Origin of the sequence: Oerskovia sp. NPDC056781 (assembly GCF_042789955.1) — a bacterium.
Taxonomy (GTDB): domain Bacteria; phylum Actinomycetota; class Actinomycetes; order Actinomycetales; family Cellulomonadaceae; genus Oerskovia; species Oerskovia rustica.
The window spans coordinates 1-13,773 of record NZ_JBHUAD010000100.1; the positions used below are offsets into that span (position 1 = coordinate 1).

Below are 13,773 nucleotides of genomic sequence, written 5' to 3' on the forward strand. Positions count from 1 at the left end.
GTCGTCGGGCATCTCGCGTTGTGGCGGGGCGAGGGACGGGTGTGACGGAGCACCCTCTCCACCCACTGGCTCGCACCCGGTAAGATAGCCGTGCCCGGACGACGGCGCGCGCGTGCTCTGCGCGGGCGGCGCCCGTCCGCCGGCCACCAGCTCCGGGGCGGAATCCTCCGTCGCTCGCTCCTCTCCCGAAATGAGTTCTGTATGTCTGTGCGCTCTGACCTGCGCAACGTGGCGATCGTCGCCCACGTCGACCACGGCAAGACGACCCTCGTCGACGCGATGCTGCACCAGTCCGGCGCCTTCGGCGCTCACGCGCACGTCGACGAGCGGGCCATGGACTCCGGTGACCTGGAGCGCGAGAAGGGCATCACGATCCTCGCGAAGAACACCGCCGTGCACTACGCCGGCCCGGCGGCCGTCGAGGCGGGGCACCCGGAGGGCATCACGATCAACGTGATCGACACCCCGGGCCACGCCGACTTCGGTGGTGAGGTCGAGCGCGGCCTGTCCATGGTCGACGGTGTCGTGCTCCTCGTCGACGCCTCGGAGGGCCCGCTGCCCCAGACGCGCTTCGTGCTGCGCAAGGCGCTCGTCGCCAAGCTGCCCGTGATCCTCGTGGTCAACAAGACCGACCGCCCCGACTCGCGCATCGAGGAGGTCGTCGCCGAGGCGACCGACCTCCTGCTGGGTCTCGCGAGCGACCTCGCCGACGAGGTCCCCGACCTCGACCTCGACGCGATCCTCGACATGCCTGTCGTGTACGCCGCGGCCAAGGTGGGGCGCGCCTCGACGGAGCAGCCCGCCGACGGCTCGGTCCCCGACAGCGAGAACCTCGAGCCCCTGTTCAAGGTCATCCTCGACAAGATCCCGGCCCCCACGTACGAGGAGGGCGCGCCGCTCCAGGCTCACGTCACGAACCTCGACGCGTCGCCGTTCCTCGGCCGCCTCGCGCTGCTGCGCATCTTCAACGGCACCATCCACAAGGGCCAGACCGTGGCGTGGGCCCGTGCCGACGGCACGATGCAGAACGTCAAGATCACCGAGCTCCTCGAGACCAAGGCGCTCACCCGCGTGCCCACCGACTCGGCGGGCCCGGGCGAGATCGTCGCGGTCGCCGGCATCGAGGACATCACCATCGGTGAGACCCTCACGGACCCCGACGACCCGCGTCCGCTGCCGCTCATCACGGTCGACGACCCGGCGATCTCGATGACGATCGGAATCAACACCTCCCCGCTCGCGGGCAAGGGCGGCAAGGGGCACAAGGTCACGGCCCGCCAGGTCAAGGACCGCCTCGACAAGGAGCTCATCGGCAACGTGTCGCTGCGCGTCCTGCCGACCGAGCGTCCTGACGCCTGGGAGGTCCAGGGCCGCGGCGAGCTCGCGCTGGCCATCCTCGTCGAGCAGATGCGTCGCGAGGGCTTCGAGCTGACCGTGGGCAAGCCGCAGGTCGTCACCAAGCAGGTCGACGGCAAGCGTCACGAGCCCATGGAGCGCATGACGATCGACGTGCCCGAGGAGTACCTGGGCAACGTCACGCAGCTCCTCGCGCAGCGCAAGGGCCGCATGGAGACCATGTCGAACCACGGCACGGGCTGGGTCCGCATGGAGTTCGTCGTCCCGGCGCGTGGCCTCATCGGCTTCCGCACCCGCTTCCTCACGGACACGCGCGGCACGGGCATCGCGTCCTCGATCGCCGAGGGCTACGAGCCGTGGGCCGGCCCCATCGAGACCCGTGTCAACGGCTCGCTCGTCGCGGACCGTGCCGGTGTCGTGACGCCGTTCGCGATGATCAACCTGCAGGAGCGCGGCTCCTTCTTCGTCGACCCCACGCAGGAGGTCTACGAGGGCATGATCGTCGGCGAGAACTCGCGCAACGAGGACATGGACGTCAACATCACGAAGGAGAAGAAGCTCACGAACATGCGTGCAGCCTCTTCCGACACCTTCGAGAACCTCACGCCCCCGAAGCACCTGACGCTCGAGGAGTCGCTCGAGTTCGCACGCGAGGACGAGTGCGTCGAGGTCACCCCCGAGGTCGTGCGCATCCGCAAGGTCATCCTGGACCAGACCGAGCGCGCCCGCGCGTTCTCGCGCGCGAAGAAGTCCTGATCACCGCAGGACGGCACCACCGCTGAGCGTGCAGCCCGTGCCGCCGGTCCTCGTGACCGGCGGTGCGGGCTCCGCACTACCCGCCCCCTTGGAGGACGTATGAGGTCCGAGCCGGTCCGGCCCCGCGGCGGGCTGCTCGCGGTGCACGCCCATCCCGACGACGAGACCCTCGCGACCGGCGCGCTGCTGGCGACGTGGGCCGCGTCCGGTGAGCCCGTGACGCTCGTGACGTGCACGCGGGGCGAGCAGGGCGAGGTGATCGGCACGGAGCTCGCGCACCTCGAGGGTGACGGTCCTGCTCTTGCGGCACACCGCGAGGGAGAGCTCGCCGAGGCTCTGGCGAGCCTGGGGGTGTCCGACCACGTGTTCCTCGACCAGGTCGAGCCCGACGAGAGCGCCGAGGACGCGGGCGCCGGCGCACGCGTCGCCTTCCGCGACTCGGGCATGGCGTGGGCCGCGCCCGGCATCGCGCGGGCGGCAGCGGAGGCCGATCTCCCGGACGGCGCGCTCGTCGGCGTCCCGCTCGACGACGCGGCGCACCGCCTGGCGCGCGTCCTGCGCGAGCGGCGGCCCCGGGTCGTCGTGACGTACGAGCCGTCAGGTGGGTACGGGCACCCGGACCACGTCCGGGCGCACGAGATCACGCTCCGAGCCATCGCGCTGGCCGTCGGCGGCGAGCACGGCACGCCCGACGGCGTCGCACCGGTCGGCGCACGAGTGCCCGAGGGCGACGCGCGGGAGCCGGGCCCGGAGCTGTGGCAGTCCGTCGTGCCTACCGCGGTGGCGCGAGCCGCTCGTCGCGAGCTGGCCGGCCTGCCGGGCGTCCGTGCCCTGCTCGCCGAGCATCCCGACCTCACGCTGCCGGACCCGCACGAGGACCTGCCTCCCGTGGCGAAGGACGACCTCGAGGAGGTCGTGGTCGTCGAGGTGAAGCCCGTGCTCGACGCGGTGGTCGGCGCGCTGCGCGCGCACGCGACCCAGGTCCAGCACGTCGGGACCGTACCGGTGGCAGCCCGCAGCGATGCGTCACCGTCCGAGGCGCCCGACGGCGTCCTCGGGTGGTACGCCTTGAGCAACGACGTCCTCGCCGCCCTTCCTTCACGTGAGTTCTACACCGTGACCCCGGAGTCTGCGGGACCTCCCCGCAGGTTCACGGGAAATGATCAGACAGGACCAGTAGCGTGGGCACAGTGAAGAACACCGGGGCCCGCACGATCGGGCGCGCGCTGCTGTGCGTGGTGCTCGGTCTCGTGGTGGGAGCCGTCGGCACCGTGATGCACCGTGTCGTGGTGACGGACCACCTGCTGCCCGTCGGGATCGTCGTGGCGCTGCTCGCGGTCCTCGCCGGGGGGGTCCTCGCACGGGCGTGGACCGGTTGGGCGGGAGTCGCCGGCTACGCGATCGGCTGGGTCGTGGCGGTGCAGGTCCTCGCGTCCGAGGGGCCCGGCGGTGACCTGCTGGTCCCGAACCAGACCGTCGGGCTCGTGTGGGTCTACGGCGGGATGGCCGTCGTCGCGATCGTCGCCTTCCTGCCGTGGTCGTGGTTCAGCGATCAGCCGCTGCGGTCTGGCGTCGCAAGCCACCCGGCGGCACAGATCGTCACCGGATCTTCACGCCGGACACCGACCGGACAGATCGGTACGGACGCATAGAATTGCCCCCCGCGGGCAGTCCGCACCACCCTCCTTCGTCGCGGCCTTCGCCGCGCGCCAGAACCGTCACGGAGACAGTCGATGGGCCACCCGACCGAGCGTGAGAACGCGCAGGAACCGAGCACGAACGACGAGGTGTCGACCCCGGAGCAGCCGACGGACGGCACGCCTCCCGAGAGCACCGATCCGGGTGCCCCGGCGGAGTCCGTCACGGCAGCGACCTCCGAGGCCGGCGAGCACCGTGCCGACGCCACCGGCAGCACGGCGGCCGGGAGCGAGCCTGCGGAGAGCGACGCTGCGGTGATCGACCCGGCGCCGGGGCTGGTCGAGGAGTCGCCCGCGGTCACGACCAACGTCCCGAGTGCTGCGACGCCGGAGACCCCGGCCGAGCCGGTCGCCCCGAGCGCCGCGACGCCGGAGACGCCGGAGACCCCGGTCGAGCCGGTCGCCCCGAGTGCTGCGACGCCGGAGACGCCGGTCGCGCCGCCCACCCCGAGCGCTGCGACGCCGGAGACCCCGGCTGAGCCAGTCGAGCCGGTCGCTACGCCCTCGGTCGCCGAGCCCCGTCGCCCCAGCTTCGATGACGACGACGACGTGCCGTACTCGCCCCGTGTCTTCGCGTTCGAGGAGCCGGTCGCCGTCCCCGTCGTCCAGCAGGTGCCCGAGACACCCGCGCCGGTCGCCTCCACCCCTGACGCATCGCAGGACCGGACGGCGGTCCTGCCGGTGGCGGCGGAGACCCCTGCCGCGCCGACGCCCACCCCCTCGGCCCCGGTCTCGGCCGCTGCGCCGACGCCCGCCACGGACGTCGAGCCCGCCGCGGACGCCCAGTCCACGCAGGTCATGCACCCCGTCGTCGAGCCGGCTGCGGTCGAGCCCGCTGCGCAGGCAGGCTCGACGCCTCCCGTGTCGCCCTTCGCCCCGGCGACGTCGGCGTGGACGAGCGCTGCGACGTCGGGCGCCGCGACGACCCCCGCGCAGGAGGCGGCCGCCGCACCGGCGCGCACCTCGATCGCGTCGGCGTTCACCCCGGTCGGTGCCCCCGAAGGGGCGGCGCCGGACGCACCGACCGACGGCGGGTCGCCGCTCGACGGGATCTCCGGTGACAAGGCACCCAGCCGTCTGCCCAAGGTGGCGCTGTGGGCGGGGATCGGGGTCGTCGTGCTCGGCGGGCTCTACACCGGGGCGCAGTGGTTCTACTCGGACAAGGTCCCGCCGGAGACCACCGTGGCAGGGGTGTCCGTGGGAGGCCTCGACACGCAGGCGGCCACGGCTGCGCTCGAGAAGGGGCTCGGGGGACGCGCTGCCGAGCCGATCACGCTCCAGGCAGGAGCCTCGACGACGACGCTCGACCCGGCAGCAGCCGGGCTCGCGTTCGACGCGCAGGCGACGGCCGACGAGCTCACGTCGTTCTCGATGAGTCCCGTCCAGCTCTGGAAGCACGTCTTCGGGGGCACGGACGAGGAGCCCGTGACGACGGTCGACGACAAGAAGCTCGAGGCCCAGGTCGCCGAGCTCAAGGCCCGGCTCGCGCTCGAGCCGGTCGACGGCAACGTCGTGTTCACGGACGGGCAGCCCGTGGCGACGCCGGCGCAGGACGGCGCGGAGATCGTCGAGGACGAGTCGATCGAGATCATCAGCACCTCCTGGCTCACGGGCTCCGACCCGCTCGACCTCCCGACGACGCCGGAAGCACCGGCCGTCACGCAGGAGGAGACGGACGCGGCGCTCGCTCAGGCGCAGAGCGTCGTCTCGGCCCCCGTCACGGTCGCGGTCGGCGGTCAGCAGGCCGAGCTCTCGCCCGACGTCCTTGCGTCCGCAGCCGCCTTCAACCCGACGGACGGCGCGCTCCAGCTCACCTTCGACGGCCCGACGCTGCTCGAGGCCGTCGTCGCGGGGACCGACAACCTGCTCGACGAGGCAGCGGACGCGAAGTTCGTCTTCGTCAACGGAGCGCCCGTCATCGAAGGGGGCGAGCCAGGCACCACGATCGATCCGGTCGCCCTGAGCTCCGCGGTCACGACGGCCGCCCTCGGCACCGAGCGGACGGCGACGGTCGAGCTCACGCAGTCGGACCCCGCAGAGTCGGTCGCGGCGCTCGAGGCGCTCGGCGTCAAGGAGAAGATCTCCGAGTTCTCCACGAACCTGACGAGCGACGCCCAGCGCACCGAGAACCTCAGGGTCGGGGCGAGCAAGGTCAACGGCACCCTGGTCAAGCCGGGCGAGACGTTCTCCCTGACGGACACCCTGTCCCCGATCACGGCGGCCGGCGGCTACTACTCGGCAGGCATCGTCCAGGACGGCAAGCACGTCGAGGGCATCGGCGGCGGTCTGTCGCAGATGGCCACGACGACCTACAACGCCGGCTTCTACGCGGGGCTCGAGGACGTCGAGCACCGCCAGCACAGCTACTGGTTCAGCCGCTACCCCGCCGGTCGTGAGGCGACGATCTTCGTCGGCTCGATCGACATGAAGTTCAAGAACAACACGCCCTACGGTGTGCTCATGCAGTCCTGGGTCGGCGGCGGTCAGCTCCACGTGGCGATCTGGAGCACGAAGTACTGGACCGTGGAGGAGTCCTCGAGCGGCAAGCAGAACGTGGTCGAGCCGACCACGGTGACGCACTCGGGGCCGGACTGCGTGCCCCAGGCCAAGGGCAACGCGGGCTTCTCGATCACGACGTACCGCAAGCTCCTCCTCGAGGGGAAGGTCGTCAAGGAGGAGTCGGACCGGTGGACGTACAAGCCGGACAACCAGGTCGTCTGCGGGCCCTGAGCCCGCAGTGACGGACCTCCGCCGGTACGCGCCGGGCTGAGGTGAGCGGGTCGGGACCGACAGGTCTCGGCCCGCTCCGTCGCTTCCGGGGCGGGGGACGGCCGCGGGCGAGCCCTTGCGTCTCAGGGGAGCTCGTGCTCCCCGTCGGCAGGAGGCCCGCCGCTAGACTGCTCGTCGGACGCTGACAGGCGCCGCGCACGCGCGGCCACCGTGAGAGGGGCGAGGACACTCGATGCTCGGACGTAGTGAACGCGAGTCGGGGGCCCACGCACGGCTCGCCGCACAGATCGCGAAGTGGCACGGCGCGGACGGCTGGCCCGCGGGCACGGGGGCGGACGACCTGCTGGACCTGGGGTCCACGTCGACGACCCTTGCGACGGTCGCGAGCATCGACGACCTGGCTGCTGTCGTGCACATCGGCCACCCGGCGCAGCCGTCCCACGACCTCGAGCGTGCGCTGCTGGCCGCGGCGCCGTCGCTGGTCATCACGTCCGCGGTCGCGGTCCCCGCGCAGTGGGTGTGGGCCGGTCGCCCGGGGCAGTCCACGGGCAGCGTCGTCGTCGACGAGGCCGGCATGCGCGACTGCCGTCACGTCCTGCGGACGCTGGGGGCGAACCCGCGCCTGGTCCCGTCACGGACCGCGCTCGACGAGAGGATCGCCCTGGCGGGGCCCAGCGGGACGCTCGTCGTCGAGCGCTCGGAGATCCCGGCCGGGTGGGAGGAGATCCCCGGCAGCGCGCGCCTGAGCGAGGGCGCGCCGATCTGGTACGGCCTGGTCGAGGCTCGTCGCCCCGCACCGGAGTTCGCGGGCGAGGCGCAGGTCTGGTTCGCGTTCGGTCCCCGAGACGACCACCGCGGCTCGCTCCAGCAGACCCTCTCGGTCATCGCGGAGAGCGGGATCGACATGCAGCACCTGCGCAGCCACCGCTCGTCGGCGGGCCCGCACATCTTCTTCTCGTCCTTCTCGTGCCCCGACGCCTCGGTGCTGACCGGGCTCATCGCCGAGCTGTCCTCGCGCGACGTCGCCCACCGGGTGCTCGCGGTCCTCCCGGGCCGGGAGTTCGTCCCGGGGCCTGACGCCCTGGCCCCGCAGTGGGCGCCGGAGCACGTGGGCTCGTGACCAGGGTCGCCTACCTCGGGCCGGAGGGGACGTTCACGCACCAGGCGGCGGTCCGGTGGGTGCGCGCGCAGGCAGCCGCGGGAGCAGGCCCGACGACGTCGCCCGCCCGGGGTGGCGACGGCACCGACGGTGGGGCGGACGTCGAGCTCGTCCCGGCGCTGACCGTGACCGACGTCTACGCGGGGGTCGCCTCGGGTGAGCTCGACCACGGCATCGTGGCGATCGAGAACTCGGTCGAGGGGTATGTGGTCCCGTCGCTCGACGCGATCGTGGGAAGCGAGGACGTCGTCGCGATCGACGAGGTGGTCCTGGAGATCACGTTCGACGCGTTCGTCCGTCCGGGGCACGGCGAGCTGATCGAGGTCACGGCCCACCCGCACGGACTGGCCCAGTGCCAGGACTTCGTGGTGCGGTCGGGCGCGGTCCCTGTCCCGGCGTCGTCCAACGCTGCGGCGTGCCGTGACGCGACCGAGCACCAGATCGCGATCGGTCCTGCCATCTGCGGCGAGCTGTACGGCCTCGACCTGCTCGAGGCCGGGGTCGAGGACTTCCGCGGCGCACGGACGAGGTTCCTGACGATCGTCCGTCGTGACCGGGCGCAGGTCGCGCTCGCCGCCGCCCGTGCGGCTGGGGCGGACGCCCAGTGGCGCACCATGCTCGCGCTGACGCCGCACGTCACGGGGCCCGGTGTGCTGGCGAGGATCACGCAGGCGTTCGGGGCGGGGGGTGTGAACCTGTCGAGCCTCATCACACGCCCGCTCAAGGCGCTCGAGGGCAAGTACGTGTTCGTCCTGACGGTCGACGCCGCGCCCTGGGAGCCTGCCGTGCGCGAGGTCCTCGACGGGCTGCTCCGGGCGGGGGACTCGGTCAAGACGCTGGGGGTCTTCCCGGCGCGGGGGGAGCTCGACGAGGCGCTGTCCACCGACCACGTCCCGGTGGGGTCGGTCCGGGCAGGTGCCGGGGCCGACGAGCTCGACCGGGGGCTGCTGTGGGCGTGAGGCGCGACGAGGCTGCGTACCGCCACGGCCCCCGGACGGTCGCCGTCCTGGGGCTCGGGCTCATCGGCGGGTCGCTGGCCCGGCGCCTGGCCCGCCAGGGCGTGACGGTCACGGGGTACGACTCCTCGGCCGAGACGCGGGCGCAGGCTGCGGACTCCGGGATCTGGGTGGTCGAGGATGTCGAGTCGCTGTGCGCGTCGGCCCCGGAGGTCCTGGTCCTCGCGGTCCCGTTGCGGGCCATGCGCCCCGTGGCGACCGAGGTCGCCCGGCACCTGCCCGCGACGACCGTCGTCACGGACGTCGGGTCGGTCAAGGGGCCGGTGCGCGAGGTCCTGGAGGGGTGCGGCCTGGGGGACCGGTACGTCGGCGCGCACCCCATGGCGGGGACCGAGGCGTCGGGGTTCGCCGCGTCGTCGGCGGGGCTGCTCGACGGGGCTCGGTGGGCCGTCACGGTCACCGACAGGACCCGGCCCGAGCCGCTCGCGACCGTGCTGGCGCTCGTGACGGGTGCCGCGGGCGGTCGCGCCTTCGTGCTGACCGACGACGTGCACGACGAAGCAGCAGCGCTCATCAGCCACGTCCCGCACGCGTTCGCGATCGAGCTGCTCAACCTCGTGTCCGCCGCCCCGGTCCGGGAGGTGGCGCTGGCGCTGGCCGCGGGGAGCTTCCGGGACGGTACCCGCGTGGGTCGGACGGACCCGCGTCGGACCGAGGCCATGCTCACCGAGAACGCAGGCTGGGTCGCTCCGGCCCTGCGGCTCGCGGCGCGTGACCTCGAGGCGCTCGCGACGGCGCTGGAGGCGAACGCCGCCACGACGGAGTTCTTCGACCGGGCCGACGACGTCCGGGCGACGTGGCAGCCCCGGGGAGCGGCCGCGGTGGTGCCCGCGACGCCTGGTGGGTCGCTGCCGACGGGGCCCGCGCCGACGGCGCCGCTGCCGCCGGGCGGGTCGGCGACGCCGGGTGGTGCGGACGCCGTCGGGGCGGAGCGGTTGTCGGTCGACCTCGGAGAACCGGAGTGGTTCTCCGAGCTCGTCGAGCTCTCCCTCGCGGGGTGGGCGGTCGTCGCGGTGCACGGTGACCTGGTGGAGCTCGCGCGCTAGGGCTCCACGCGCCCGCCGCGCCCACCACGGGCACGTCGCACGTCGCACGTCGCACGCCGCGCGCGTGTCGGTGGCGGGTGGAACCGTGGACGTCATGGAGATCACACGGATTCAGCCGGCCGGGCTCGTCGTGAGCCCGGCGTTCAGCCATGTCGCGATCGTCCCTCCGGGCGCCACGACCATCTACGTCGGCGGCCAGAACGGCGTCGACGACACGGGGGCGGTCGTCTCGAACGACGTCGCGGAGCAGTCGGTCCGGACCATCGACAACGTGAACGTCGCGCTCGAGGCTGCGGGGGCCACGCTCGCCGACGTCGTGCAGTGGACGGTGCTGCTGGTCGAGGACGCCGACCTGGGCGCGGCCTACGGCGCGATCGCGCCACGGCTCGCCGGGCCGGGGGTGCCGCCGCTCGTCACGGCCGCGCGCGTCGCGGGCCTGGGCGTGCCCGGTGCCCTGATCGAGGTGAGCGCGATCGCGGCGGTCGTCCCCGCCTGAGGCGGTCAGTCGACCGGCTGACGCGGCAGCCTGCGCGGCGGCCGGGGCGGGATCCGCTTGGCGGCCACGAGCTGCTCGGCGGGGATCGTCACCTCGACCGACTCGTGCGAGCCGCCCGCGTCGGTACGCAGGGTGAGCGAGACGCCGGGGGAGACCGACAGGACGATCCCGATCACGTCGGTCACCGACTGCCCCTCCCCGGTCGCGGGGTCCTGGGTCGCGCGCGCCTCGTCCGGCGTGAGCCGTCGCCGGACCACGACGCGGGCGCCCGGGGGCCACGTGGCCCACTGCGGGTCGAGCGCCGGGCGCGGGGTGGAGTTCATGGTCGTGCTCACGCTCTCTTCGTCCGCCGATGGCCGGGATGCCCCGTTCCTGAGCGATACTAGGGGGAAGTGCTCGGTGCAGCAGGTGAAAGGGAACCTCCGACGTGACGTACGTGATTGCTCAGCCTTGTGTGGACGTGAAGGACAAGGCGTGCATCGAGGAGTGTCCGGTGGACTGCATCTACGAGGGCAAGCGGTCGTTGTACATCCATCCGGACGAGTGCGTGGACTGTGGTGCGTGCGAGCCGGTGTGTCCGGTGGAGGCGATCTACTACGAGGACGACGTGCCGTCGGAGTGGAGCGACTACTACCGGGCGAACGTGGAGTTCTTCGACGACCTGGGTTCGCCGGGTGGTGCGGCGAAGATGGGCATGATCGAGAAGGACGACCCGATGATCGCGGCCCTGGCCCCGCAGGCCTGAGCGCGAGCAGCAGAGCATGGGATTCGCCGACCTGGGTGGCCTCGCCTACCCGTGGGACTCGCTCACGCCCTACGCGGAGCGCGCACGCGCGCACCCGCGGGGCATCGTCGACCTGTCGATCGGCACGCCGGTCGACCCGACCCCTGCCGTCGTCCGTGATGCGCTCGCCGCGGCCGGCGACGCGCACGGCTACCCGACCACGCACGGGACCTCCGCGCTGCGTGAGGCCGTCGTGGGCTGGTTCGACCGCCGTCGCGGCGTGCCCGGGCTCGACCCGGACGCCGTCCTGCCCACGGTGGGCTCCAAGGAGCTCGTCGGTCTGCTGCCCTCGCTGCTGAGGCTGGGACCGGGGGACGTCGTCGTGCACCCCGCCACGGCCTACCCGACGTACGACGTCGGCGCGCGCCTCGCCGGGGCGACCCCGCTCGCGACGGACCGGGTCGAGGACTGGGCCGGGCGCAGCGACGTGCGGCTCGTCTGGGTCAACTCGCCCGGAAACCCGACGGGGGAGGTCCTGGGCGTCGAGGAGCTTGCGCGCGTCGTGGCGGCGGCCCGCGAGATCGGGGCGCTCGTCGTGAGCGACGAGTGCTACGCCGAGCTCGCCTGGGAGGAGCCGTTCGCGAGCCAGGGGGTGCCGAGCATCCTCGACCCGCGTGTGAGCGGGGGCTCGACGCACGGACTGCTCGCGGCGTACTCGTTGTCGAAGCAGTCGAACCTCGCGGGGTACCGGGCCGCGTTCGTCGCGGGCGACCCGGCGGTCGTCGCGGACCTGCTGACGACGCGCAAGCACCTGGGCATGATCGTGCCCGCGCCGGTCCAGGCGGCCATGGTCGCGGCTCTCACGGACGACGCGCACGTCGCGGCGCAGCGCGAGGTCTACCGGCGCCGTCGGGACGTGCTGCTGCCCGCGCTCGCCGAGGTCGGGCTGCAGGTCGACGGTTCCCAGGCGGGGCTCTACCTGTGGTCGCGCCCTGCGGGCGCAGCGGACGAGCAGGGGGACTGCTGGTCGGTCGTGGCGGACCTCGCCGACCGCGGGATCCTCGTGGGTCCGGGAGCGTTCTACGGCCCGGCGGCCGCAGGGCACGTGCGGGTCGCCCTCACCGCGAGCGACGAGAGGGTGCACGAGGCTGCGGCCCGGCTCTCCGGCCGGTAGCTGCACGACGGCCTCTTGGTCACGGAGAGAATGTTGGTGCAATCCCTCCACGTTCTCGCCTGTGACCCGCATCACACCCGCGTGACGGTTTTGTGACCGTTCCAGATTGGTCACGTGTGGGTGAAGCGAGTACCGTCGACGCAGGCCAATGCTGTCCGACGTTCTCGGCCATCCACCCGGGCCGGACAGGTGACGATCTCGCAGCGACACCACGAAAGACACGCGCAGCCACCCGCAGGGGGTGCGGCAGCGCGCAAGGAAGGAAGACATGACCACCACCCAGCAGGCGACAGTTCGGCTCGTCGTCAACGAATCGAGCCAGGACCTGCCCGTGGTCGCAGCGTCCGAGGGCAACGACGGCATCGTCGTCTCCTCGTTGCTGAAGTCGACCGGGCTCGTCACCGTGGACCCCGGGTTCATGAACACCGCCTCGTGCGAGTCGGAGATCACGTACATCGACGGCGACGCGGGCATCCTGCGCTACCGCGGCTACCCGATCGACCAGCTCGCCGAGAAGTCGACGTTCCTCGAGGTCGCCTACCTCCTGATCCACGGAGAGCTCCCCGACGGGCCCACGCTCGACGCGTTCGTCGAGCGCGTCAACCGCCACACCCTGGTGCACGAGGACTTCCGGACGTTCATGGGGACGTTCCCCCGCAACGCGCACCCCATGGCCGTGCTCTCCTCGGCCATCAACGCGCTGTCGACGTTCTACCCCGACTCGCTCGACCCGTTCGACGACGACACCGTCGAGCTCGCGACGGTCCTGCTCCTGGCCAAGACGCGGACCATCACGTCCTACCTCCACCGCCGGGCCGTGGGCGAGCCGCTTCTGTACCCGGACTACTCGCGCGGTTACGTCGACGACTTCCTGCGCATGACCTTCGCGACGCCCTACGAGAAGTACGAGTCCGACCCGACCGTGGTCGACGCGCTCGACAAGCTCCTCATCCTGCACGCGGACCACGAGCAGAACTGCTCGACCTCGACGGTCCGCGTCGTGGGCTCGAGCCACGCGAACCTCTACGCCTCGGTCGCTGCCGGGGTCAACGCCCTCTCGGGCCCGCTGCACGGTGGCGCGAACGAGGCCGTCCTGTCGATGCTGGACAAGATCCAGCACAGCGACTTCGACGTCGACACCTTCATGAAGAAGGTGAAGGACAAGGAGGACGGCGTCCGGCTCATGGGCTTCGGGCACCGGGTCTACAAGAACTACGACCCGCGCGCCGCGATCGTCAAGGCCAAGGCAGACGCGGTCCTCTCGACCCTCGGCAAGAAGGACGAGCTCCTCGACATCGCGCTGCGTCTCGAGGAGATCGCGCTCAACGACGACTACTTCATCGAGCGCAAGCTCTACCCGAACGTCGACTTCTACACCGGCCTGATCTACAAGGCCATGGGCTTCTCCCCGGCCATGTTCACGCCGCTGTTCGCGCTGGGCCGCATGCCCGGCTGGATCGCGCAGTGGCGCGAGATGATGAAGGATCCCCAGACCAAGATCGGGCGCCCGCGCCAGGTGTACACGGGTGCGACCGAGCGCCCGTACGTGCCGGTCGACGGTCGCTGACCTCGACCACGCGTCCCGCCCGACGGCGCCTCGCACCTCACGGTGCGGGGCC

The 13,773-nt window shown here is 72.2% G+C and carries 12 protein-coding genes; 11 read left to right on the forward strand and 1 reads right to left on the reverse strand.

What is annotated here, in order from left to right; translation table 11 throughout:
- Positions 1-201 precede the first annotated feature (201 nt).
- The 8 genes from typA (at position 202) to ACFRCR_RS10520 (ending at position 10,256) form a co-directional block, all read left to right on the forward strand.
- Positions 202-2,112 (forward strand): translational GTPase TypA, encoded by a 1,911-nt coding sequence (gene typA, locus ACFRCR_RS10485; RefSeq protein ID WP_138823809.1) that lies wholly within the window; start codon positions 202-204, stop codon positions 2,110-2,112.
- Between the two features lie 99 nt (positions 2,113-2,211).
- A complete protein-coding gene (locus tag ACFRCR_RS10490; protein WP_377677334.1) occupies positions 2,212-3,306 on the forward strand; it encodes a PIG-L family deacetylase in 1,095 nt (364 codons plus the stop codon).
- Positions 3,303-3,764: a DUF6113 family protein gene (locus tag ACFRCR_RS10495; RefSeq protein WP_377677335.1), complete on the forward strand. Its 462-nt coding sequence runs from the start codon at positions 3,303-3,305 to the stop codon at positions 3,762-3,764. Before ACFRCR_RS10490 ends, ACFRCR_RS10495 begins: the two co-directional genes overlap by 4 nt.
- A gap of 81 nt (positions 3,765-3,845) precedes the next feature.
- Positions 3,846-6,539, forward strand: a complete 2,694-nt coding sequence (locus tag ACFRCR_RS10500; protein ID WP_377677337.1) for a VanW family protein — start codon at positions 3,846-3,848, stop codon at positions 6,537-6,539.
- Positions 6,540-6,771: 232 nt separating this feature from the next.
- Positions 6,772-7,659, forward strand: coding sequence for a hypothetical protein (locus ACFRCR_RS10505; protein ID WP_336706360.1), 888 nt, complete (start codon positions 6,772-6,774; stop codon positions 7,657-7,659).
- Positions 7,656-8,657, forward strand: a complete 1,002-nt coding sequence (locus tag ACFRCR_RS10510; RefSeq protein WP_377677340.1) for a prephenate dehydratase — start codon at positions 7,656-7,658, stop codon at positions 8,655-8,657. The genes ACFRCR_RS10505 and ACFRCR_RS10510 overlap by 4 nt, the downstream gene beginning before the upstream one ends.
- The gene (locus ACFRCR_RS10515; RefSeq protein WP_377677341.1) at positions 8,654-9,760 is read left to right on the forward strand and encodes a prephenate dehydrogenase; all 1,107 of its coding nucleotides are present in this window, start codon (positions 8,654-8,656) and stop codon (positions 9,758-9,760) included. Before ACFRCR_RS10510 ends, ACFRCR_RS10515 begins: the two co-directional genes overlap by 4 nt.
- A 94-nt stretch (positions 9,761-9,854) precedes the next feature.
- Positions 9,855-10,256 carry a RidA family protein gene (locus tag ACFRCR_RS10520; RefSeq protein WP_377677342.1) on the forward strand — a complete coding sequence of 134 codons (402 nt, stop codon included), beginning with the start codon at positions 9,855-9,857 and terminating at the stop codon, positions 10,254-10,256.
- Positions 10,257-10,261: 5 nt separating this feature from the next.
- On the opposite strand, the gene ACFRCR_RS10525 is transcribed toward ACFRCR_RS10520, so the two are convergent.
- A complete protein-coding gene (locus ACFRCR_RS10525) occupies positions 10,262-10,591 on the reverse strand; it encodes a DUF6725 family protein (protein WP_377677344.1) in 330 nt (109 codons plus the stop codon).
- Between the two features lie 92 nt (positions 10,592-10,683).
- Between ACFRCR_RS10525 and fdxA the strand changes: the two genes are divergently transcribed.
- From fdxA to ACFRCR_RS10540, 3 genes are all read left to right on the forward strand, one after another.
- Complete coding sequence (fdxA, locus tag ACFRCR_RS10530) at positions 10,684-11,001, forward strand: ferredoxin (protein WP_056764260.1); 318 nt, start codon at positions 10,684-10,686, stop codon at positions 10,999-11,001.
- A 16-nt stretch (positions 11,002-11,017) separates the two neighbouring features.
- Complete coding sequence (gene dapC, locus ACFRCR_RS10535; RefSeq protein WP_377677345.1) at positions 11,018-12,154, forward strand: succinyldiaminopimelate transaminase; 1,137 nt, start codon at positions 11,018-11,020, stop codon at positions 12,152-12,154.
- 268 nt (positions 12,155-12,422) lie between these two features.
- The gene (locus ACFRCR_RS10540; RefSeq protein WP_191794409.1) at positions 12,423-13,721 is read left to right on the forward strand and encodes a citrate synthase; all 1,299 of its coding nucleotides are present in this window, start codon (positions 12,423-12,425) and stop codon (positions 13,719-13,721) included.
- Positions 13,722-13,773: the final 52 nt, after the last annotated feature.